The 19,121-nt window shown below is 66.7% G+C and carries 20 protein-coding genes and 1 pseudogene; 11 read left to right on the top strand and 10 right to left on the bottom strand.

Features of this window, described 5'->3' with window-relative positions:
- The first annotated feature begins 67 nt into the window (after positions 1–67).
- From TV39_RS13355 to TV39_RS13340, 3 genes are all read left to right on the top strand, one after another.
- Positions 68–1,402 carry an MFS transporter gene (locus TV39_RS13355; protein WP_043482523.1) on the top strand — a complete coding sequence of 445 codons (1,335 nt, stop codon included), beginning with the start codon at positions 68–70 and terminating at the stop codon, positions 1,400–1,402.
- 212 nt (positions 1,403–1,614) lie between these two features.
- Positions 1,615–2,418 (top strand): hypothetical protein, encoded by an 804-nt coding sequence (locus TV39_RS13345; protein WP_144406417.1) that lies wholly within the window; start codon positions 1,615–1,617, stop codon positions 2,416–2,418.
- 103 nt (positions 2,419–2,521) lie between these two features.
- On the top strand, positions 2,522–2,929 hold the full coding sequence (locus TV39_RS13340) for a hypothetical protein (protein WP_144406416.1): 408 nt from the start codon (positions 2,522–2,524) through the stop codon (positions 2,927–2,929).
- Between the two features lie 14 nt (positions 2,930–2,943).
- On the opposite strand, the gene TV39_RS13335 is transcribed toward TV39_RS13340, so the two are convergent.
- From TV39_RS13335 to TV39_RS13315, 5 genes are all read right to left on the bottom strand, one after another.
- Positions 2,944–3,771, bottom strand: a complete 828-nt coding sequence (locus TV39_RS13335; RefSeq protein ID WP_043482515.1) for an alpha/beta fold hydrolase — start codon at positions 3,769–3,771, stop codon at positions 2,944–2,946.
- A 4-nt stretch (positions 3,772–3,775) separates the two neighbouring features.
- Positions 3,776–4,105 (bottom strand): biotin/lipoyl-containing protein, encoded by a 330-nt coding sequence (locus TV39_RS13330; RefSeq protein WP_043482513.1) that lies wholly within the window; start codon positions 4,103–4,105, stop codon positions 3,776–3,778.
- A complete protein-coding gene (locus tag TV39_RS13325) occupies positions 4,098–5,162 on the bottom strand; it encodes an alpha-ketoacid dehydrogenase subunit beta (RefSeq protein WP_043482511.1) in 1,065 nt (354 codons plus the stop codon). Before TV39_RS13325 ends, TV39_RS13330 begins: the two co-directional genes overlap by 8 nt.
- The gene (locus TV39_RS13320; RefSeq protein WP_235347395.1) at positions 5,155–6,135 is read right to left on the bottom strand and encodes a thiamine pyrophosphate-dependent enzyme; all 981 of its coding nucleotides are present in this window, start codon (positions 6,133–6,135) and stop codon (positions 5,155–5,157) included. Before TV39_RS13320 ends, TV39_RS13325 begins: the two co-directional genes overlap by 8 nt.
- A 353-nt stretch (positions 6,136–6,488) precedes the next feature.
- Positions 6,489–7,874: an amino acid permease gene (locus tag TV39_RS13315; RefSeq protein WP_043482509.1), complete on the bottom strand. Its 1,386-nt coding sequence runs from the start codon at positions 7,872–7,874 to the stop codon at positions 6,489–6,491.
- Positions 7,875–8,047: 173 nt separating this feature from the next.
- Between TV39_RS13315 and TV39_RS13310 the strand changes: the two genes are divergently transcribed.
- The 6 genes from TV39_RS13310 to TV39_RS13285 all read left to right on the top strand — a co-directional run bounded on the left by TV39_RS13310 (position 8,048) and on the right by TV39_RS13285 (position 14,434).
- Entirely contained in the window at positions 8,048–8,518 is a 471-nt protein-coding gene (locus TV39_RS13310; RefSeq protein WP_043482507.1) for an Lrp/AsnC family transcriptional regulator, read from the top strand.
- A 143-nt stretch (positions 8,519–8,661) separates the two neighbouring features.
- Positions 8,662–9,372 (top strand): NUDIX hydrolase, encoded by a 711-nt coding sequence (locus TV39_RS13305; protein WP_043482505.1) that lies wholly within the window; start codon positions 8,662–8,664, stop codon positions 9,370–9,372.
- Positions 9,369–10,682: a quinolinate synthase NadA gene (nadA, locus tag TV39_RS13300; RefSeq protein WP_043482503.1), complete on the top strand. Its 1,314-nt coding sequence runs from the start codon at positions 9,369–9,371 to the stop codon at positions 10,680–10,682. Before TV39_RS13305 ends, nadA begins: the two co-directional genes overlap by 4 nt.
- A complete protein-coding gene (gene nadB / locus TV39_RS13295) occupies positions 10,679–12,355 on the top strand; it encodes an L-aspartate oxidase (protein WP_043482501.1) in 1,677 nt (558 codons plus the stop codon). Before nadA ends, nadB begins: the two co-directional genes overlap by 4 nt.
- 17 nt (positions 12,356–12,372) lie before the next feature.
- Positions 12,373–13,281, top strand: coding sequence for a carboxylating nicotinate-nucleotide diphosphorylase (nadC, locus tag TV39_RS13290; RefSeq protein WP_043482670.1), 909 nt, complete (start codon positions 12,373–12,375; stop codon positions 13,279–13,281).
- Between the two features lie 7 nt (positions 13,282–13,288).
- Positions 13,289–14,434 carry a cysteine desulfurase family protein gene (locus TV39_RS13285; RefSeq protein ID WP_043482499.1) on the top strand — a complete coding sequence of 382 codons (1,146 nt, stop codon included), beginning with the start codon at positions 13,289–13,291 and terminating at the stop codon, positions 14,432–14,434.
- A 50-nt stretch (positions 14,435–14,484) separates the two neighbouring features.
- Here TV39_RS13285 and TV39_RS13280 read toward each other — a convergent pair whose 3' ends face one another.
- The 3 genes from TV39_RS13280 to TV39_RS13270 form a co-directional block, all read right to left on the bottom strand.
- On the bottom strand, positions 14,485–14,991 hold the full coding sequence (locus TV39_RS13280; RefSeq protein ID WP_043482497.1) for a GtrA family protein: 507 nt from the start codon (positions 14,989–14,991) through the stop codon (positions 14,485–14,487).
- 35 nt (positions 14,992–15,026) lie between these two features.
- The gene (locus tag TV39_RS13275; RefSeq protein ID WP_043482495.1) at positions 15,027–15,857 is read right to left on the bottom strand and encodes a fumarylacetoacetate hydrolase family protein; all 831 of its coding nucleotides are present in this window, start codon (positions 15,855–15,857) and stop codon (positions 15,027–15,029) included.
- 71 nt (positions 15,858–15,928) lie between these two features.
- Positions 15,929–16,591, bottom strand: coding sequence for a DUF1684 domain-containing protein (locus tag TV39_RS13270; protein WP_043482669.1), 663 nt, complete (start codon positions 16,589–16,591; stop codon positions 15,929–15,931).
- A 98-nt stretch (positions 16,592–16,689) separates the two neighbouring features.
- On the opposite strand from TV39_RS13270, the gene TV39_RS13265 reads away from it, so the two are divergent.
- A complete protein-coding gene (locus TV39_RS13265; RefSeq protein WP_043482493.1) occupies positions 16,690–17,517 on the top strand; it encodes a hypothetical protein in 828 nt (275 codons plus the stop codon).
- Positions 17,518–17,592: 75 nt separating this feature from the next.
- Positions 17,593–18,399, top strand: a complete 807-nt coding sequence (locus TV39_RS13260; protein WP_043482491.1) for a transglutaminase-like domain-containing protein — start codon at positions 17,593–17,595, stop codon at positions 18,397–18,399.
- Between the two features lie 68 nt (positions 18,400–18,467).
- On the opposite strand, the gene TV39_RS13255 is transcribed toward TV39_RS13260, so the two are convergent.
- Together TV39_RS13255 and TV39_RS22565 are read right to left on the bottom strand one after the other, a co-directional pair.
- On the bottom strand, positions 18,468–18,929 hold the full coding sequence (locus tag TV39_RS13255; protein WP_043482490.1) for a MarR family winged helix-turn-helix transcriptional regulator: 462 nt from the start codon (positions 18,927–18,929) through the stop codon (positions 18,468–18,470).
- A pseudogene (locus TV39_RS22565) lies at positions 18,929–19,121 on the bottom strand (5,10-methylene tetrahydromethanopterin reductase); the annotation flags it as partial. The gene TV39_RS13255 and the pseudogene TV39_RS22565, both read right to left, overlap by 1 nt.

Genomic DNA, 19,121 nt, shown 5'->3' with positions numbered 1-19,121 from the left:
ATTCGCTCGACGTCATTCCACATTCGGTAGTAGCACGTTCGGTACTGCCCACAGCCACGGAGTTCCAATGACCGCAACTTCACACGTCGATTCAGAGGCGGGCCCCAGCAGCAAGCACGAGGAACGCAAGGTCCTCGCAGGCACGCTGGTCGGCACCACCATCGAGTGGTACGACTTCTTCATCTTCGCCCAGCTGACAGCGACGCTGCTGTCACCGCTGTTCCTCACCCCGCTGCAGGCCTCGAATCCCGGCCTTGCGCAGATCCTGTCCTTCGCCCTGATCGGCATCAGTTTCCTGTTCCGCCCGCTCGGCGCCGTCATCGCCGGCCACCTGGGCGACCGCCTGGGCCGCAAGGCCATGCTGGTCTTCACCCTCATCATGATGGGTGCCGCCACGGCACTGATCGGCATGCTGCCGACCTACAAGGACATCGGTGTCTGGGCTCCGATCCTGCTGATCCTGCTCCGCATCATCCAGGGGTTCTCCGCCGGCGGTGAATGGGGCGGTGCGGCCCTGATGGCTGTGGAGCACGCTCCCAAGAGCAAGCGGGGCCTCTTCGGAGCCTACCCGCAGATCGGCGTTCCCGTCGGCATGATCCTGGCAACGGGCCTCCTGTACTTCCTCAACACCAGCATGTCCAAGGAAGCCTTCGGCGCGTGGGGCTGGCGCGTGCCGTTCCTGCTGTCCATCGTGCTGATCGTGGTGGGCTACCTCATCCGCCGTGCGGTGGCCGAAAGCCCGGTCTTCAAGGAGATGATCGAGCGCAAGGAGAAGGCCAAGGCCCCGCTCGGACAGCTGATCAAGTTCCACAAGAAATCCGTGCTCTACTCCACCATGATCTTCATCGGCAATAACGCGGCCGGCTACCTGCTGATCGCGTTCTTCATCTCCTACGCCACCAAGACGCTGAAGATGCCGGTCGCCGAGATCCTGCTGGCCACCACCCTCGCGTCCTTCGGCTGGTTGATCTTCACGCTCGTGGGCGGCTGGCTCTCCGACAAGATCGGCCGGGTCAAGACGTTCCTCATCGGCTACGGCATCGTGTTCGCCTGGATGATCCCGATGTTCGCCCTGATCGACACCAAGAACATCATGCTTTACGGCGTGGCACTCTTCGTGCTGACCGTCGGCCTGGGGCTGTCCTACGGCCCGATGTCCGCCATGTACGCCGAGATGTTCCCGGCCAACGTCCGCTACTCGGGCATTTCCATCGGTTACGCCTTCGGTGCGATCCTGGGCGGTGCGTTCGCGGCCACCATTGCGGAGTCGCTGATGCAGGCCACCAAGTGGACCGGCTCCATCGGCATCTACATCATGATCCTGTGCGTCATTTCCGCAGTCGGTGTACTCCTGGCCGGGGAAACCAAGGGCCGCCCGCTGGGCGTCAGCAGCCACCACTAGCGGCTGGCTGAACCAGGCGACCTTGCAAGCACGACGGCGGGCGCGGACCACCATGGTCCGCGCCCGCTTTGCGTTTTCCGGCAGGCCGCCGGCCGCGGGAGGGAGCCCGATGGGCAGACCAATCCATCCAACGAGCGGATAAATAAAGTTACGGTTGCTTCCGGGGGCAGGCCGGGGGCAGGCGAGGCCTCACAGGTCAGACATTGGGGGATATGGTGGCCGAAACTTTTGTTGGAGCGGATGTTGCGCAGTTGCGAAGCGTGGCAAGCCAGGCCGGCAGGTACGCGGCGAAGCTCGGCGGAATCCAGCGGAGCCTCTGCTGGTCCGCATTGGCCGTGAGCTCCCCCTGGAGCTGCTCCAACAGATGGACGGCCCGCACCATGGACGGTGCCAAGGCGGAGGATTTCTACGACGGAAGCGCGCAGAACATGGCCAGGTTCCTGCAAGGGTCGGATCCCCGGCGCAGTACCGCAGCACTTGTGTACAAGAACCGCCAGTTCCCGCAGGATCCGACGTTCCGACTCTCCGCGGACAAGGAGTTTGGCGCGAGCGCTGGCCGCAAGCTTGCTGCATTCGAGCAAGGACTCGCCGCCCAGACCCCGCCCGCGGCTATGACGGTGGCCGTTTCACACAGCTGGGGTGAAGCCGCAGTGGCATCCTCCGAGGTTTATGGCGTCCACTACGACCGCCAAATATCGCTTTCGGGGGCCCGGATGCCTGACGGCTGGACGGCGGATCCTGCCACCGAGTATCACCACTTCATCTACGACTTCGACGCACTGACTACGGCCCAGCAACTGGGGCTCGCTGGCGACAGCCATCCCATGGAAGAGCCTGCATTCCGCAAACACGTCTACGATGATCCGGCGGACAACGCCCAGGTGGGGTCCTGGAAGTTCACCGCCAATCCGGCAGCCAAGGCCGAAAATCACGGGCTGATTGCGGCTGCGGACGACGCAAGGAACCGTACGGCACGCAACGACATCGCCCGAGTTATCTTTGGGAGCAAAGAATGAGTTTTCGAAGGCGGCCTCCGGGTTGCTGGCAACTTTTTCAATCATTAGCCTGGCCGCGGCGCTCGCCGCCTGCGCAATCGTTCCGGAAAAAATGGGGCCCGCCATGGATCTTTCCACTGCCAAAGAGTCGACGCGAAGCCAGCAGCAGGAGCTCATGTCCGTCGTTCCCTCGGGTGGCGTGTCGTCCACTGTGCAGTCCGAGACGTCGGGTGCCCTGTTCGAATGCGAGACCGGAGGCTACTACTGGCCGGGCAATATGGACGTTGTGCTGAGTGACGGCACGGACGGCCAGGCACTTCTCGAGCAGATCAGGACCGGCTGGTCCGCAAAGAGCGGCTGGACCGTGCAAGACAAGACCAGCGTCAACGGCAACCCGGAACTCATCGTGCTGAGCGAGGAAGGTTTCCGGCACTCCATCGAGTTCAGCCCGGACCGGAACGCGCTCAATGTCCTGTCCTCGTCCGCATGCTTCCAGATGGCGGGAACGCCCGAACCGGGCGAAGACTACTAAAAGCCCCGGGACTGCTAAACCCCCAGAAACTCCGTTGCTGCCTGCTTGAACGCCCTGCTGGTGATCACGTTGCTGTGGTTGCGGCCCGGAATCAGCAGTTGCTCCACGAGCGCCCCTGTTTTGGCCCCCATTTCAGCGAGCTCGGGCATGGTTGCGGCGCGGTCGTCCTTCTCTCCGGCCACAAGCAGCATGGGCATGTGCGGGACGGCTTCGGCCGGATCGAAGGGCTCGCCCTTGATCGCTTCCACCAGCGACAACAGCGCAAAGACATTGTTGCTGGGCAGCCCCAGGGCCATCTTCAGCAGGCCGGACGTGGACTCGTCCGCGATGGGTGTGCCGTCTGCCAGGTATCGCTGGGCAGCCACCAGGTCAAAGGCCGCCAACGGGTCCGCGATGTTGGGTCCGCCAAGCACCAGCCGGTGAACCAGCTCCGGCTGGGTAGCGCCGAATTCCCAGGCGAGGCGGGACCCCAGGGAATAGCCGATCACATCGAGCCCGCTGGCGGGATCGCCGTCCCGCAAAGGACGAACGCCGGCGTCGAACGCCACCTGCAGGAGGTCCGCGCGGATCCTGCTGGGGCTGTACGAGTCCATGTCTTCCGGGGCGCCGCTGCGGCCGTGGCCGGGGAGGTCCACGGTGATGACGCGCCGGCCGGCTTCCAGCAGCGCGGCCAGCCAGCCGGTGTCCTGCCAGTTGAGCTTGGTGGAGGAGGAAAATCCGTGCAGCAGCAGGACGGGCCGCAGCCCGGCGTCGGTTTCCGGCTCGTGCACCTCCACGTAAAGCTGGGGGTCGGTACCTTCCACGGTGTGGTGGTGCTGCTCGCCGGTGTGCCTGCCGCTCATGGTGTCAGTCCTCATCAAGTACGGCGCTCAGGCGGACCCGGCGCTTCGGTGCCTCTTCCTTCGGGACCGTGCCCACGATGCCGGCAGTGTTGTCCGGCACCTCAAACACAATCAGGGGCTCGCCGACATTGATCTTGTCACCGGGCCCGCCGTGGATACGCACCACTTTACCTGCCTGCGGACTGGGCAGTTCAACAGCTGATTTGGTGGTCTCCACCTCAACGAGCGGCTGGTTCCGCTCCACCTGGTCACCGGGTGAAACCAGCCATTCCAGCACGGTCGCCTCGATCAGGCCCTCGCCGAGATCGGGAAGCGGGAAGGAAATTTCAGCCACGGCGGTACTCCAATACTCGCTGGATGCCAAAGAGGATCCGGTCAATGTTCGGGATGTATTCGTCTTCGAGGTCCCCGGAGGGATAGGGGACATCGAAGCCAGTGATCCGCTCCACCGGGGCCTTGAGGGTGTCGAAGCAGCTCTGCGTGATCAATTGGGCCACTTCGGCGCCCAAGCCGGAGGTCAGCGGTGCCTCATGGACGACGACGGCGCGCCGCGTCTTCCGCACGGACGCAGCCAGGGCGGCTGCGTCGATCGGCTTGAGCCAGCGCAGGTCCAGGACCTCGACGTCGATTCCGTCCTCGGCGGCGAGGCCGGCCACCTGCAGGCAGCGGGCCACCATGGCGCCCCAGGCGATGAGGGTGACGTGCCGGCCTTCGCGCATGACCTTCGCGCCGGTGGGCGGCCCGCCGGCGGCGGAGCCGGCAGGGTCGGCGGAGTCGAACGTGACCTCGCCCTTCTGCCAGTAGCGGGACTTCGGCTCCATGAAGATCACCGGGTCCGGCCGCGTAGCCGCGTACTTGAGCAGGTGGTAGGCCTCGTGCGGGTTTGACGGCGAAACCACCTTCAGGCCCGGTACGTGGGCGAAGAGCGCCTCGAGGCTTTCGCCATGGTGCTCGGGGGCGCGGATGCCCCCGAAGCTGGGAACACGCAGCGTGACGGGCATCGGCATGGTGCCGCGGCTGCGGTAGTTCATCCGTGCGATCTGGCAGACGATCTGGTTGATGGCAGGATAGGCGAAGCCGTCGAACTGGACCTCGGGGATCGGGTGGAAGCCGGCCATTGCCAGGCCCGCGGACATGCCCAGGATGCCGGACTCGGCAAGCGGGGTGTCAAACACCCGGCCGGTGCCGTATTTCGCCTGGAGGCCGTCCGTAATGCGGAACACGCCGCCCAGCCGGCCGCAGTCCTCACCGAAGACCAGCGTTTTCGGGTTCTCGGCCAGCACCTCGTCAAGGGCCAGGTTCAAGGCCTGCTGCATGGAAAGCTCTTCAACTCCGTGGCGTGGAGCCCGGTCGGCCATGGCGGCCCCGCTTTCTAGGATGGCGTTAGACATGCTCGGACTCCTCGCGCCAGCTGGCGGCCTGGGCCTGCAGTGCAGGCGTGGTTTCCTGGAAGACCAGATCGAACATTTCCATGCCGGGCCGGGGGCCGAGGGCCTGGATGCCGGCCCGGATGTGTTCTTCTTCGGTTTTGGCGGCTGCCAGGGCTTCGGCGAAGAACGACTCGTCCGCAACCCCGTCGGCGAGCAGCCTCTTCCGGAACCGTTCCACCGGGTCTTCGCCGGCGTCGTCGCGCTCGTCGTTGAGCGAACGGTACCGGCCGGGATCATCGGAGGTGGAGTGCGGGCCGCGGCGGTAGGTCATTGCCTCGATGAGGACGGGGCCGTTGCCCGCCCGGGCGTGCGCGAAGGCGCGCCGGGTCGCTTCGACCACCGCTACGACGTCGTTCCCGTCGATCTGCAGCGCCGGCATGCCGTACCCGGCGGCGCGGGCCGCCACGGAGCCGCCTGCCACCTGGCGTTCGGTGGGAACCGAGATGGCCCAGCCGTTGTTCTGCACAAAGAAGACCACAGGCGCCCTCATGACGGCCGCGAAATTCATGGCTTCGTGGACGTCACCCTGCGAGGAGGCGCCGTCGCCAAAATACGTCATCGCGACGCCGGCGGTGCCGTCAGTGTTTGTCCCGGCGATGCCGGACAGGGTCTGACCGTGGGCCCAGCCCACGGCGTGGAGCACGGATCCGCCCACAACGGCCTGGATCGGTGCCAGCCGGGATTCCAGGGGGTTATAGAGTCCGCCGTGCCACGTTGCCTTGTGCGTGGACATATAGGCCACCATGTCCACTCCCATGGCGCGGGCAACGCCCATTTCGCGGTAGGTGGGGAAGACGAAGTCCCGGGTGGTGTCCACGGCGTAGCCGCTGCCCACCTGGGCGGCCTCCTGGCCCAACTCGGGGGCGTAGCCGGGGATGAGTCCCTGCCGCTGCCAGGCGATCGCCGAGGTGTCCAGGTGCCGGACCGCCACCATCAGGGAATAGAGTTCACGGAGCTGGTCATCGGTCAGCGGTTCGGCCGGCGCGCCGGACAGCTGGCGGGAAAGTGGTCCCGGCAGTTGACCGGCGCCGCTGCCGGTGGCCGGGGAAGGCATGGTATCCATAGCTGTGACCCTAGTCACCCGCAAAACTCTGGGCAATCAGTTCATGACTCGCTAGCCAGATTGCCGAAAGCTGCCACGCGTTCCGCCGCCCTGCCTGGCAATTTGTACAGCAGCGCAGACTAGGGTCCGTCAGCCGACCCGCCCAACTGGGTAGCAGTTAATGTCGCTACGAGCGCTCATAGCGACATTAACTGCGACCTAGTTGTGGCTGCTTGGCGGGTTCCCTACTTGGCTACGCCGGCTTGGCGCGACGCTGCCACTTTGGCGCCGATCCAACAGGCGGCGGCAATCCCGGCCACCAGGGCGATGGTGCTGAAGAGCTGGCGGCTGCTCTCCGCGCTGCTGAAGCCTACGGCAAAGATCAGTGCCAGCAGGACCAGTCCGAAGATCGTCAGGCCCGGGAAGCCCTTCATCCGCAGCGGGAGCTCGATGCCTTCGCGGTCCGCCCTGCGGCGCAGGATCAGCTGGGAGACAAGGGCGGAGCCCCAGACCATCAGGCAGGTTGAGCCGACCAGCTGGAAAAGCGCCGGCAGGATCTGGTCCGGGAAAAGCAGTTCCAGGACCGCCGCAATGAAGCCGAAAGCCACTGATACACCGACGGCGACCATCGGCACCCTGGCCTTATTCAGCTTCGACAGGAACCTGGGGGCCTCGCCGCGTCCGGCCAGGGAATAGATCATCCGGGAGGCGCCGTAGAGGTTGGCGTTGAGTGCTGACAGCAGCGCGACAACCGCTACGAGGGTGATGGCCGTGCCGGCTCCCGGGATGCGTGCGGCGTCGAGGACGCCGGCGAACGGCGAGGCCAGGGATTCGGAGGTCGCGGGCAGGACGGCAGCAATGACAAAGACGGATCCGACGTAGAACACGAGGATCCGCCACAGCACCGTGCGGATGGCCAGGCCCACGCTGTGGCGCGGGTTCTCGGTCTCGGCGGCGGCGACGCTCACGATTTCGGTGCCGCCGAAGGCGAAGATCACCACGAAGAGAGCGGTGGCAATTCCACCGAGGCCTGCCGGGGCGAAGTTGCCGGTGATGTTGCTCATTCCCGGGCTGGGCGCGTCGGGCAGCAGGCCCAGCAGCAGGGCTGTCCCGATGCCAAGGAAGATCAGGATTGCGGCCACCTTGAGGATCGCGAACCAGAACTCGAATTCCCCGAAGTTGTTCACGCCCGCCAGGTTGACGGCAGTGAAAAGGGCCATGAACACCAGGGACAGCGCCCAGACGGGAACCGCCGGCCACACCGTGAACAGCAGGGCCGCCGCGCCAAGTGCCTCGGCGGCAATGACCACCACCAGCTGCAGCCACCAGAGCCAGCCCACGGTTGCCCCGGCCGTCCGGCCCATGGCTTTCTCCGCATACACGGAGAACGCACCGCTGTTAGGGTTCGCTGCGGCCATCTCGCCGAGAGCCCACATGACCAAAATGATCAGCGTGCCGGCTACGAGGTACGAGATCAGTACGGCCGGCCCGGCGGCCTGGACGCCCGCCCCCGAGCCGAGAAACAGTCCGGCCCCGATGGCGCTTCCCAGCCCCATCATGGTGAGCTGGCGGGGTTTCATGCTGTGGCCGAGGGATGTGGATGGGCGCTCGGCGGTGGACTTCATCGTCATGCTTGCGAACCTTCTTGTGCTCGGTGGTTGGTCCTTTTGGGACATATCGAATTTACCGCCCCGCACAGGCCTCTTCGCGCGGGTTTCATGAGAACATGGTGGCAGTTTGCAGGCCTATTGCCGTCTCTTCCGGCGATTTGTAAGCTGTGACGCCGGACCTGAGAGGTAAATCGATGAATGTGGACGCCATGGATGCCAAAATTGTCCGATTCTTCACGGATTCGCCCAGGGCATCCGTGCTCGAAGCCGCGCGGGTCCTGAAGATTGCCCGCGCCACGGTCCAGTCCCGGCTGGACCGGATGACCGCCGGCGGGGTGATCGGCTCGTGGGTACCCCAGCCGGACCCGTCCCACTTCGGCTACCCCGTGGTGGCGTTCTGTTCGCTCACCATCAACCAGGACCTGGGCCATGACGCGGTGGTCGAAGCGCTGGCCCGCATTCCTGAACTCACGGAGATCCATACCGTTTCCGGCAGCTCGGACCTGATGGCACGGATCGTGGCACGGTCCAACCCTGACCTGCAACGGGTTCTGGATGCCATGATCGCCACAAAGACGGTGCTGAGGTCCTCGTCCGTGATCGTGCTGAACACCCACTTCCAAGGCCGTACGCTGCCGCTGCTCGAAGCCGCCGCCGCAATGTGACTTGAAGCATTTTGCCTGGGCGCCCGGCAGTCGTACCATTAGTTCTAGTCATGTTGACTATAACTAGCCGGAGCGCCCCGGGACGGGACGCCGGACGAAGCCCAGAGGCGCCGCCAGGCGCGAGGAAAGCGGGGTGAACCGCCGTGTACACAAGCTCTGCCAACGTTGCCGAGCGGCAGTCCGCGCCGCCGTCGCTCGCCATTTCCACGGTCATCTTCGCCCTCCGCCCCAGCGAGACGTCCGGGCGTCCCACACTGTGGCTGCCGCTGGTGCGCCGCATCCGTGAGCCGTTCAAGGACCTCTGGGCGCTGCCCGGCGGTCCTCTGACCCACGCTGAATCCCTCCAGGACGCGGCATCGCGGAACCTGCGGGAAACCACAGGGCTGTCCCCGAACTATTTGGAGCAGCTCTACGCCTTCGGCGGCCTCTACCGCTCTCCGACCCAGCGCGTGGTATCCATCGTGTACTGGGCGCTGGTCCAGCCCACGGAAGCCGCGCTCGCCGACGAGTCCGAAAACGTCAGGTGGTTCCGGGCGGACCGGTTGGGAGACCTGGCGTTCGACCACAATGCGATCGTGGACTACGCCCTCGGGCGCCTGCGGAACAAGCTGGCCTACGGTTCGGTGGCCTACCACCTGCTGGGGGAGTACTTCACCCTGGCCCAGGTCCGGGAAGTCTACGAAGCCGTCCTGGACCGTGAGCTGGATCCGGCGAATTTCCGCCGCCAGCTCAAGTCCACACCGGAAATCGAAGAAACCGGCGAATACCTGCAGGGCGGAAAACACCGCCCTCCCCGCCTCTACCGCTTTACCGGCCGCCCCGGCCTTGACCCAGATAACAGGAGCACACCATGAGCAGCGTCAACACGGCAATCCAGTTGATCACTCGCGAACAGGCCGAACAGCGGTCCGCAGGCACTGCAACAGGCGCTGCGACGTGCAGCCCGGCATTGGCCCGCGGGCCGTGGGACTACGACCTAGCCGAAGCCCTCGCCGGTGTGCCCGCCTACGGTCCGGGTGCCTCCAGCGCTGACGTGGCCCCTGCCGCCACGCCGCGCCAGGGTCAGTTGCCGGAGGAATACAAGAAGGCCAGCGACGCCGAACTGGACGTCCGGATCCGGGCGGCCAAAGCCGCCCTCGGCGACAAAGCCGTTATCCTGGGGCACTTTTACCAGCGGGACGAGGTTATTGAGTACGCCGACTTCGTGGGCGACTCCTTCCAGCTGGCCAACGCAGCGCTCACCAGGCCGGACGCCGAGGCCATCATCTTCTGCGGCGTCCACTTCATGGCCGAGACGGCGGATATCCTCTCCAAGCCGGACCAGGCGGTCATCCTGCCGAACCTCGCCGCCGGCTGCTCCATGGCGGACATGGCGGACATCGACTCCGTGACCGAGTGCTGGGAGCAGCTGGAAGAGCTCTACGGCACCGAGCCCGACGCCGACGGCCGCGTTCCTGTCATCCCGGTCACCTATATGAACTCCTCCGCGGCGCTCAAAGGCTTCTGCGGCGAGCACGGCGGCATCGTCTGCACATCCTCCAACGCGGCCACGGTTCTCGAATGGGCCTTCCAGCGCGGCCAGCGGGTCCTGTTCTTCCCGGACCAGCACCTGGGCCGCAACACCGCCAAGGCCATGGGCGTGCCGATGGAGCAGATGCCCATGTGGAACCCGCGCAAGGACCTCGGCGGCAATGACGAACAGACCCTGCTCGATTCCCGGGTCATCCTCTGGCACGGCTTCTGCTCGGTCCACAAGCGCTTCAACGTGGGCCAGATCGAGAAGGCCCGCGCCGAGTTCCCGGGGGTCCAGGTGATCGTGCACCCCGAGTGCCCCATGGAGGTTGTGGACGCCGCCGATTCCGCCGGATCCACCGACTTCATCCGGAAGGCCATCGCCGCGGCCACGGAACCGACCACGTTTGCCATCGGCACCGAGATCAACATGGTCAACCGGCTCGCCGCGGAGTACCCCCAGCACACCATCTTCTGCCTGGACCCGGTGATTTGCCCGTGTTCCACCATGTACCGGATCCACCCGGGCTACCTCGCCTGGGTGCTGGAGGCGCTGGTCAACGGCGAAACCCTGAACCGCATCACCGTGGATGACGGTGTTGCAGCGCCGGCGCGGGTGGCCCTTGAGCGGATGCTGGCGGCGCGGCCGTGACCACGCCCGGTGCGGCCCGCAACGGCGCACACGAAAATGTGACGCAGCGCCGCCGCCTGGTGGTGGTGGGCAGCGGAATCGCCGGACTCTACGCAGCGCTGCTCGCGGCCGACGCCGAAGCGGGCTCTGCGGAGGTGGTCCTGCTGAGCAAGGGGCAGCTGGAGCACAGCAACACCTTCTACGCCCAGGGCGGCGTGTCGGCTGTGCTGGAACCCGGCGAGGCCGCCCCCGGCGACACGGTGGAGGCCCACGTCGCCGATACGCTGGCAGCCGGGGCGGGCCTGAACAACATCGAGGCCGTGCGGATCCTGTGCACGGAGGCCGTACGGGACATCGCCGGGCTGCGGCGCTATGGCGTCACCTTCGACGCCGACGCGCAGGGGGACACCGCACTGGGACTGGAAGCCGCCCATTCCGCGCCGCGCATCCTGCACGCCGGCGGGGACGCCACCGGCGCCCGCATTGCCCGCGGACTGATCGCCGCCGTCCTGGAACGGGCGGTTTCCGGCCGGCTCCGTCTGGAAACCGGAGCCTTCGTCACGGAGCTGACGACGGCGGACGGCCGGGTGACGGGCGTGAACTACCTGCAGAACGGCGAACTGAAGAACCTCCCGGCGGCGGGCGTTCTTCTCGCCACCGGCGGTGCGGGGCGGATCTTCGCGCGCACCAGCAACCCATCGGTGGCCACGGCGGACGGACTGGCGCTGGCCTGGCGCGCAGGCGCTGCCGTGGGCGACCTCGAATTCTTCCAGTTCCACCCCACCACCATGGCAATGCCGGAAACGGCAGGCGGACCGCCGCCCCTGCTGATCTCCGAAGCCGTCCGCGGCGAAGGCGCGGTGCTCCTGGATGCCGACGGCCACCGCTTCATGCCGGACTATCATCCCGACGCCGAACTCGCTCCCCGCGACGTGGTCTCCCGCAGCATCGCGCTGCATCTGGCCCGGACGGGCGCACCGTCGGACAGTCCGGTGTTCCTGGATGCCCGGGGCATTGAAGCCGCCCGAGGCTCCGGCTTCCTGGCGCGGCGCTTTCCCACCATCAGTGCTGCCACGGCAGCAGCAGGCTACGACTGGACCGCGGAACCGCTGCCAGTGTCTCCGGCTGCCCACTACTGGATGGGCGGCGTGTCAACCGACCTGGGCGGACGGACTACCGTCCCGGGACTCTTCGCGGCGGGCGAAGTTGCCTGCACCGGCGCCCAGGGCGCCAACCGGCTGGCCAGCAACTCGTTGCTCGAAGGCTTGGTTTTCGGGCGGCGTGCCGTTGAGTCTTTCCTCAGTGCTGAACCGTCGCACGACGGCGGGAAGGCGGCTTTGGACGCCAAGCTGGAACTTCATCCGGTCAGAGCCCCCGAAGGTGTTATGACTGTGCCTGATCCCGGGCCGTTTTCCCGTGATGCTCTGGGGCGGTTGATGACTAGTGCAGCCGGGGTGCTGCGCACGGGGGCGGAACTCGACGCCGCGGCAGTGCAGCTGGCCCAATGGGCGGACTCAATCAGCTCCACTGAACCCGCGGACCCGCGTGAGCACGAAGACCGCAACCTGCTGCTGGCCGCGCGGCTGCTGGTGGAGGCCGCCCGGAACCGCACGGTCTCCGTGGGCGCCCACTACCGGGCCGACGACGACCACGCGTCAGCCCCCACCCATTCCATGCAAAGGATTTCCTCATGACAACCACCGCCCAGGAAATGACAGCCCTGACGGGCGTTGACCTCACCGGCAGCCTTCCCGAGGCCGCCATGCTGGAAGTGCTGCGCGCCGCGCTCGCCGAGGACGCCCCCTACGGCGACATCACCTCGCAGGTCCTCATCCCCGCGGGAGCACGCGCGACGGCGGTACTGAACGCCCGGGTGCCGGGCGTCCTGAGCGGGGGAGCCGTGTTCGCCGCCGCCATGAAACTCACGGACCCGGACGCCGTCGTCGACCTGCTGGTGGCGGACGGCGAACCGTTCGCCGCGGGCACGCACCTGGCCAGGGTGACGGGCAACGCCCGGGCGGTCCTGCTGGCGGAGCGCGTGGCCTTGAATCTGGTCCAGAGGATGAGTGCCATCGCCACGAAGACGGCCGAATTCGTGGACCTCGTCCAGGGCACCAATGCCCGGATCACCGACACACGGAAGACGACGCCGGGCCTGCGGGTCCTGGAGCGTTACGCCGTCCGCTGCGGCGGCGGCGCCAACCACCGCTTCAGCCTGTCCGACGCCGTGCTGGCGAAGGACAACCACCTCGCGGTGATCACCGGAGGGGACCCGGCGAAACTCACGGCTGTGCTCAGGGCTGCCAAGGCCCGGCTCGGCCACACCACCCACTTCGAAGTTGAAGTGGACCGGATGGAGCAGGTGGAGCCGGTGCTGGCCGCCGGCGTGGACACCATCATGCTGGATAACTTCACCGTCGAGGAGCTGGCCGCCGGCGTGGCCCTGGTGGGCGGGCGGGCGCGGGTGGAAGCCAGCGGCAACGTCAACCTCGGAACGGTGGCAGCGATTGCGGCCACCGGTGTGGACGTCATCTCCATCGGCGGCCTCACCCACAGCGTCGCTGCCCTCGACCTTGGCCTCGACATTGAACTGCTGGACGTTGAACTGACGGCGGGCTGAACGGGCCATGATCTTCCTGGACGCAGCGGCCACCACGCCGGTCCGCCGCGAGGTGCTGGAAGCCATGTGGCCCTACCTCACCGGTGAATTCGGAAATCCGTCGAGCCACCACTCGCTCGGCGAGTCCGCCGCCACGGCGCTCGCAGGCGCCCGGACGGCCACTGCAAGGGCGCTGAACTGCCGCCCGGCCGAGATCACGTTCACGTCCGGCGGCACCGAAGCGGACAACCTCGCCGTGAAGGGCATCGCCCTGGCACGGCAGGCTGGGGACCCGGCCCTTAACCGGGTGGTGATCAGCGCCGTCGAGCATCCTGCCGTGGAGGAATCGGCGCGGTACCTCGAACGGTTCCACGGTTTCACCGTTGATACCGTTCCGGTGGACGGCTTCGGGCAAGTCACGCCCGAGGCCCTGGCGGCTGTGCTCCGCCCGGAGACCGCGCTGGTCAGCGTGATGTACGCGAACAACGAGGTGGGATCCGTCCAGCCAATCCGGCAGCTCGCCGGGCTTGCCCGGGAACACGGGATTCCGTTCCACACCGATGCTGTCCAGGCTGCGGGCTGGCTGCCCCTGGACACGAAGATGCTGGGCGTGGACGCCATGAGCATCTCCGGTCACAAGCTGGGGGCACCGAAAGGAAACGGGGCCCTGTATGTGAGGAGCCGCACCCGCGTTGAACCCCTGCTCCATGGCGGCGGGCAGGAACGCGGCCGCCGCTCCGGGACCGAGAACGTTGCCGGCGCTGTGGCCCTGGCAACCGCGCTGGGACTCGCCCGCCCCGGCCGGGAGCATGTAGCCGCCTTGCGGGACGATTTCATCCGGGAGGTCCTGGCCGGTGTGCCCGGCGCGCAACTGACCGGACACCCCGCGGAGCGGCTCCCGTCGGTGGCTTCGTTCTGCTTCCCCGGAACCAGCGGCGAATCCGTGCTCCTCGAACTGGAACGCCAAGGCGTGGTGTGCTCCAGCGGATCTGCCTGCGCCGCCGGCTCCGATGCCGCCTCGCCGGTGCTCCTGGCGATGGGCATTCCGTCCGAAGTCGCCCAGACAGCCGTCCGGTTCAGCTTTGACGCCTCGGTGACGGCGGCGGAACTGCACGAAGCGGCTGCAGCGGTCAGGAACGCCGTAGGCAGTGTGCTGACGCTCGGTATCCGTTAGCGTCCCTCCGGCACCGCGCCGTCAGCTGTGCCGGACGGGCTGGTGCCGGGTCAGCGGTGCCGTGCGCGGCGGAAGATCCAGTGCCGCAGGAGGGTGAAACGCACGGCGGTTGCCAGGAACCCGGACAGGGTGGTGGTCCACAGCTCATCCGACATGGTGGCATCCGGATTGAGCCAGTGCAGCACGCCGAGGCTGCCGCCGGTGATCACCAGCGCAATCACGATGACCACCAGGCCGCTCAGATGATCCCTGCCGATCTTCCCGCGCCCGGCGATCTTGAAGGTATGCCGCCGGTTCAGGGCCGTATTCATGACCGAGGTTATGATCAGCGCCGCGGCATTGGCCGGCTGGGACCCCAGCCAGGGCCTGAGCAGGGCGTAGAGGGCCAGAGACGTCACCGTGCACACGATGCCCACCCCGGTGAATCGGAGGAGCTGCCGGACGGCGGGGAAGCGGAGGATGCCGCGGTAATGTTTTGTGGCCGGCGGCCGCCGTGCGGCAGTAGCGGAACCGGACCGTTGCGTCAGCGGGGCGGCGGGCGCAGCTGGTGATTCCATCGCTCAAGCCTGCCACATCATGCCGGCGGATTCGGTCAGGCGGAGTCCCTGACCGGGTTCGTCAGTTCGCCGATTCCCTCCACGCGGCAGGTCACGGTGTCCCCGGGGTGCAGCTGTGCGCTTTCGGCGGGAAAGCCCGTGAGGACCAGGTCCCCGGGGTGGAGCGTCATGAACGAGGTCAGGTAGACCAGGATTTCGTCAACGCCCCAGCCGAGGTCCGCCGAGCTGGCAGCACGGAGTTCACGGCTGTTGTGCACGATGCCGATGGACAGTGCAGCAGGTTCCAGACCCGTCACGATCCATGGCCCAGCCGGCGTGAACGTGTCCTGGCTCTTGGCGCTGATCCACAGGTCATCTGTCTTCTGCAGCTCCCGGGCCGTGACGTCGTTGCCGATGGTGAAGCCCAGAACGGCCGTCCGCGCATTCCCGAGCGTCAGCGCGCGTGCCTTGCGCCCGACGACGACGGTCAGCTCGGCTTCCGGGTCCACATGCCCCACTCCCGGTGCAAGTTCTATGGCCTCACCCGGTCCCACCACGCTGGTGGCTGCCTTGTGGAAGGCCTGGGGAGGAAGGGCCCGTCCGGCCTGGCCCGTGTTGTGGGCCATGCCCAGGACATTGGCCGGAACGCTGGGTGCGAGGAAAGTGAACGAGGCCTCGCCCACCACGGAACCCGGCTGCCATCCGGCCCGGGGTTCACTAGCGGCGTTTGCCCGTGATCCCGGGAACGGACTGTCGATGACGGTCCAGAGCCTTCCCGCTTCGCTGCCGAACTCCGGGGCGTCGTTGGCCACGAAGAACTGTTCAAGCCCGGAGGCGGCGGGGTGCGGACGGACTCGTGCGATACGGCGGGTCGGCGTTGCGGTCATCAGGAAATCCTACGTGCCGCCGGACGCAGGGTCGCAGCGTGTCGCCGGGACCGTTTCACGGGAAGGACGGGTCAGTACAGTTCGCCGACCGGGATCTCCACGGCCAGCCGGTTGGACGGACCTGCCAGCGGGCACGCCCAGGCTTCGTTGTAGGCGCAGGAGGGGTTGTAGGCGAAGTTGAAGTCGAGGATGAATTCGGCGTCGGGGCCTGATCCCAGCACTCCGTGGAAGGCTCCCTTGATGGTGTCCACCAGGTAGCGTCCGGCGCCGTAGCTGCCGCCCGGCTGGCCCGCGGTTGCGTCCTGGAAAGGCACGAAGATGCCGCCGCCGTAACCGTGCAGCTTCCAGACGGCCAGCTGGCCCATCTCGGGCAGGTCGAAGGTGCCCAGGCGCACGAACCTGACAACGCCGTCGGTCCCGGTCTCAACATTCATTTCCCGGCCGGCGCCCTCTTTGGTCAGGGGCACGTGGAACCGGTAAATGGGGTCATAATCAGCTGTCCGGAGGCCGCTGAAGGTGGCCTTGGCTTCGGTGGTGAGGGCGGAGGCCGGGTGGGTGCCGAACATCCGGTCGCGTTCCTGGCGCCAGTACGAGTGCGCCTCAGCAGGGCTGTCCACGGCAATTCTTCGGACGTCCTGGTACATGGCGAAGGTCCGGACCCTCCAGTCGGCGATGTCCAGGGCCGAGATGTCCGCTACGCTGTCCTGCTCCGTGTCAAAGTGCTGTTCCGCCATGTCCCCAGCGTAGCCCTCTTTGCGCACTGGAATGCCAGGCCGCCAACACTCCGGCCGTAACACGGCGGCTGCGGGGCGGGCGCGGCTACGCTTGCGTCATGACAGGGAAGGAAGTGGCCCGCGGGGCCCGGCTGGGCGCTGCGTTGATCGTTGCGGCTGTAGTGATGTCCGGTTGCACTGGCGGGGGCAAGGGGGAACCCGCCTGGACGGCGGGCGGCCGTCCGACGGAAAGCGCGACGCCGCCGGGCACCTCATCAGCGTCGTCGCCCGGGGCCAGTGCGGGGGCCGATTCCACCGGGGCGCAACCTTCGGCAACAGGCACTGAATCAGCGTCCGCCGGGGCGACGGCGGCGGCGTGGAAGGTCTTCTCGGATTCCACCAGGAACGTCAGTTTTGAACTGCCGCAGGACTGGATTGCGCAGTCGGTCACACCCGACCAGGGGACTCTTCCGGGAGCCATCAAGATCGAAGTCAAGGACGCCAAGGGGGGATACCTGGCGACGCTGCAGACGGGCCTGCCGTCGCCGTCGGCGCCCGCCTGCGCGGAAGCGTCCCGTAAGCCGTACGTGGTAGTCAGCAGCGTTCCGCTGGACCTGCCGCACCGCGAAGGAGACGGACTGATTGCGCCGCACGTGGTGTTCCGCGTGATCCAGGGTTACAGGTACTTCGGCTCCTACGGCATCACCAATGTGGTGGGAGGAAGCGACGGCAGGGCCTGCGCCCTGCAAAACGTCGTGCGCGGTCCGGAGGGCAAGGGGGACGTCTCGTTCGGTGACCTGGCCGTGATCAAGGCCTTCGCCACAGATGAGAAAGTGGCCCCCGCCAAGGCCTTCGATACTTTGGACCAGGCGGCCAAGTACGTGAATGAGGGATCGGAATTCGCGAATGTCCAGCGGATGCTAATGTCTCTGAAGATCAAAAGTTAGTCCCGCCGCCCGCCCGTAAACCCAACCGGCCGGCTCCGGGTACTGTTCTGAAACTACCTCACACCCCGGAGATACATGGAACGCAGCGTGGCCACCCGGCTCGTCTTCAAGACAGCAGCTGAAACCAAAGTCGCACTGGCGGTAGCCGTGGCAAGGAATACGGGCTATTCGTCGCTCGTGGAAACGCTGTCGGTGACCTCCGGGGAGGACACGGTTCCCGTGACGGAACTGTCCGACCACCACGGCGGCCGTTTCCACTACATGGAGTTCGCGGAACCCACGGAGGTGACCGTCGACTACACGGCCACGGTTTCCGGGGTGGCGGTTCCGGACCAGCCCAACCTCATGGAACTCATCCGCTACGTCCGGCCCAGCCGCTACGCCGAGTCGGACCGGCTGCTGCCCACGGCCTATGCGGAATTCGGCGGCCTCCAGGGCGAGGAGCTCCTGCATGCCGTCCGCAACTGGGTGTTTAGCGAGCTCCGCTACGTCAGCGGCTCCTCCCGCGGGACCGACGGCGCGGTGGAGACGCTCCTGCACCGCCGCGGCGTGTGCCGCGACTTCGCCCACCTGGCCATTTCAATGCTGCGCTCCAAGGATGTGCCGGCGAGGCTGGTTGCCGTCTATGCGCCCGGGCTCAGCCCGATGGATTTCCACGCCGTGGCAGAGGCCTACATCAACGGCGCGTGGTACGTCATTGATCCCACCGGGCTAGCTCCCCGGGAGAGCATGCTGAGGATCACCGCCGGCCGGGACTCCTCCGACACAGCGTTCCTGTCCACGGTGGGCGGAAGCCTGTCCCTGCGGGAGCTCCGCGTCACCGCCGTGGTGGACGGCGAGCTGCCCGTGGAAGATCCCTCGAAACTCGTCGCGATTACCTGACGCTGCCGTCCGGCAGGTGACTGCCGGACGGCATCTGTGCCGGGCGGAAGGATCCGCCGCCGGCGACCCTAGCGCCCTGACACCGACCCGCGCAGCTTTTCGGTGAGCCGCAGCAGTTCGCGCTGTTCGCTGGCAGTCAGCGCCGGGGTAATCAGCGCGGAGATGTCGCGCACGTGTTCACGGCCGATCTGCTTCTGCAGGTCCCGGCCGGCATCCGTCAGCTTCAGGAGGACACCGCGTCCGTCCTGGGGCGCTGGCATGCGCTCCACGAGGCCGCGCTTCTCCAGCCTCTCCACAAGCCTGCTGAGGCTGGACTGGCTGAGCAGTACGTTGTCATTGAGCTCGTTCAGGCGCAGCCAGCCGGACGGGCAGCGCGAGAGCGTGAACAGGACATCGTATTCGTTGACGGCCAGCGCCTTGAAAGCGGGGCCGGACTGGAGCCTGCGCATCACCGCCACCTGGGCGCGGAACAGTGATTCCCAGGTCTCGGCGGCGAGCCTCACGGGCGACTCTCCTGGCTGCGCAGTCATCAGGCGTCCTGCGCCGAGGGCTTGCTGAGGGAGTCCTCCTGCACCTGGGCTGCCAGCCGTGCTGCGACCCGTCCGGCGTGCGTCGGCGGTTCCGGGACGTGGGCGGGCGTGAGCGCGGCGTACTCCCTGCGCAGGACCRGACCTCTTCGCCGAACAGGTCGAGCTGTTCCAGCACGGTCTTCAGCGGCAGGC

The organism is Arthrobacter sp. SPG23 (genome assembly GCF_000876655.1).
Lineage (GTDB): Bacteria > Actinomycetota > Actinomycetes > Actinomycetales > Micrococcaceae > Arthrobacter.
The sequence above is the reverse complement of the archived record's forward strand: the minus strand, read 5'-3'. Positions and strand labels throughout refer to the sequence as shown.

Coding starts and splice junctions, on each gene's coding strand:
- TV39_RS13260 (WP_043482491.1), top strand. CDS start 17,593: ATGGAACGCAGCGTGGCCACCCGGCTCGTCTTCAAGACAGCAGCTGAA.
- TV39_RS13280 (WP_043482497.1), bottom strand. CDS start 14,991: ATGGAATCACCAGCTGCGCCCGCCGCCCCGCTGACGCAACGGTCCGGT.
- TV39_RS13255 (WP_043482490.1), bottom strand. CDS start 18,929: ATGACTGCGCAGCCAGGAGAGTCGCCCGTGAGGCTCGCCGCCGAGACC.
- TV39_RS13270 (WP_043482669.1), bottom strand. CDS start 16,591: ATGGCGGAACAGCACTTTGACACGGAGCAGGACAGCGTAGCGGACATC.
- TV39_RS13315 (WP_043482509.1), bottom strand. CDS start 7,874: ATGACGATGAAGTCCACCGCCGAGCGCCCATCCACATCCCTCGGCCAC.
- TV39_RS13325 (WP_043482511.1), bottom strand. CDS start 5,162: ATGTCTAACGCCATCCTAGAAAGCGGGGCCGCCATGGCCGACCGGGCT.
- nadC (WP_043482670.1), top strand. CDS start 12,373: ATGACAGCCCTGACGGGCGTTGACCTCACCGGCAGCCTTCCCGAGGCC.
- TV39_RS13335 (WP_043482515.1), bottom strand. CDS start 3,771: ATGAGCGGCAGGCACACCGGCGAGCAGCACCACCACACCGTGGAAGGT.
- TV39_RS13340 (WP_144406416.1), top strand. CDS start 2,522: ATGGATCTTTCCACTGCCAAAGAGTCGACGCGAAGCCAGCAGCAGGAG.
- TV39_RS13265 (WP_043482493.1), top strand. CDS start 16,690: ATGACAGGGAAGGAAGTGGCCCGCGGGGCCCGGCTGGGCGCTGCGTTG.
- TV39_RS13285 (WP_043482499.1), top strand. CDS start 13,289: ATGATCTTCCTGGACGCAGCGGCCACCACGCCGGTCCGCCGCGAGGTG.
- TV39_RS13320 (WP_235347395.1), bottom strand. CDS start 6,135: ATGGTGGCGGTCCGGCACCTGGACACCTCGGCGATCGCCTGGCAGCGG.
- TV39_RS13310 (WP_043482507.1), top strand. CDS start 8,048: ATGAATGTGGACGCCATGGATGCCAAAATTGTCCGATTCTTCACGGAT.
- TV39_RS13345 (WP_144406417.1), top strand. CDS start 1,615: ATGGTGGCCGAAACTTTTGTTGGAGCGGATGTTGCGCAGTTGCGAAGC.
- TV39_RS13355 (WP_043482523.1), top strand. CDS start 68: ATGACCGCAACTTCACACGTCGATTCAGAGGCGGGCCCCAGCAGCAAG.
- TV39_RS13275 (WP_043482495.1), bottom strand. CDS start 15,857: ATGACCGCAACGCCGACCCGCCGTATCGCACGAGTCCGTCCGCACCCC.
- nadA (WP_043482503.1), top strand. CDS start 9,369: ATGAGCAGCGTCAACACGGCAATCCAGTTGATCACTCGCGAACAGGCC.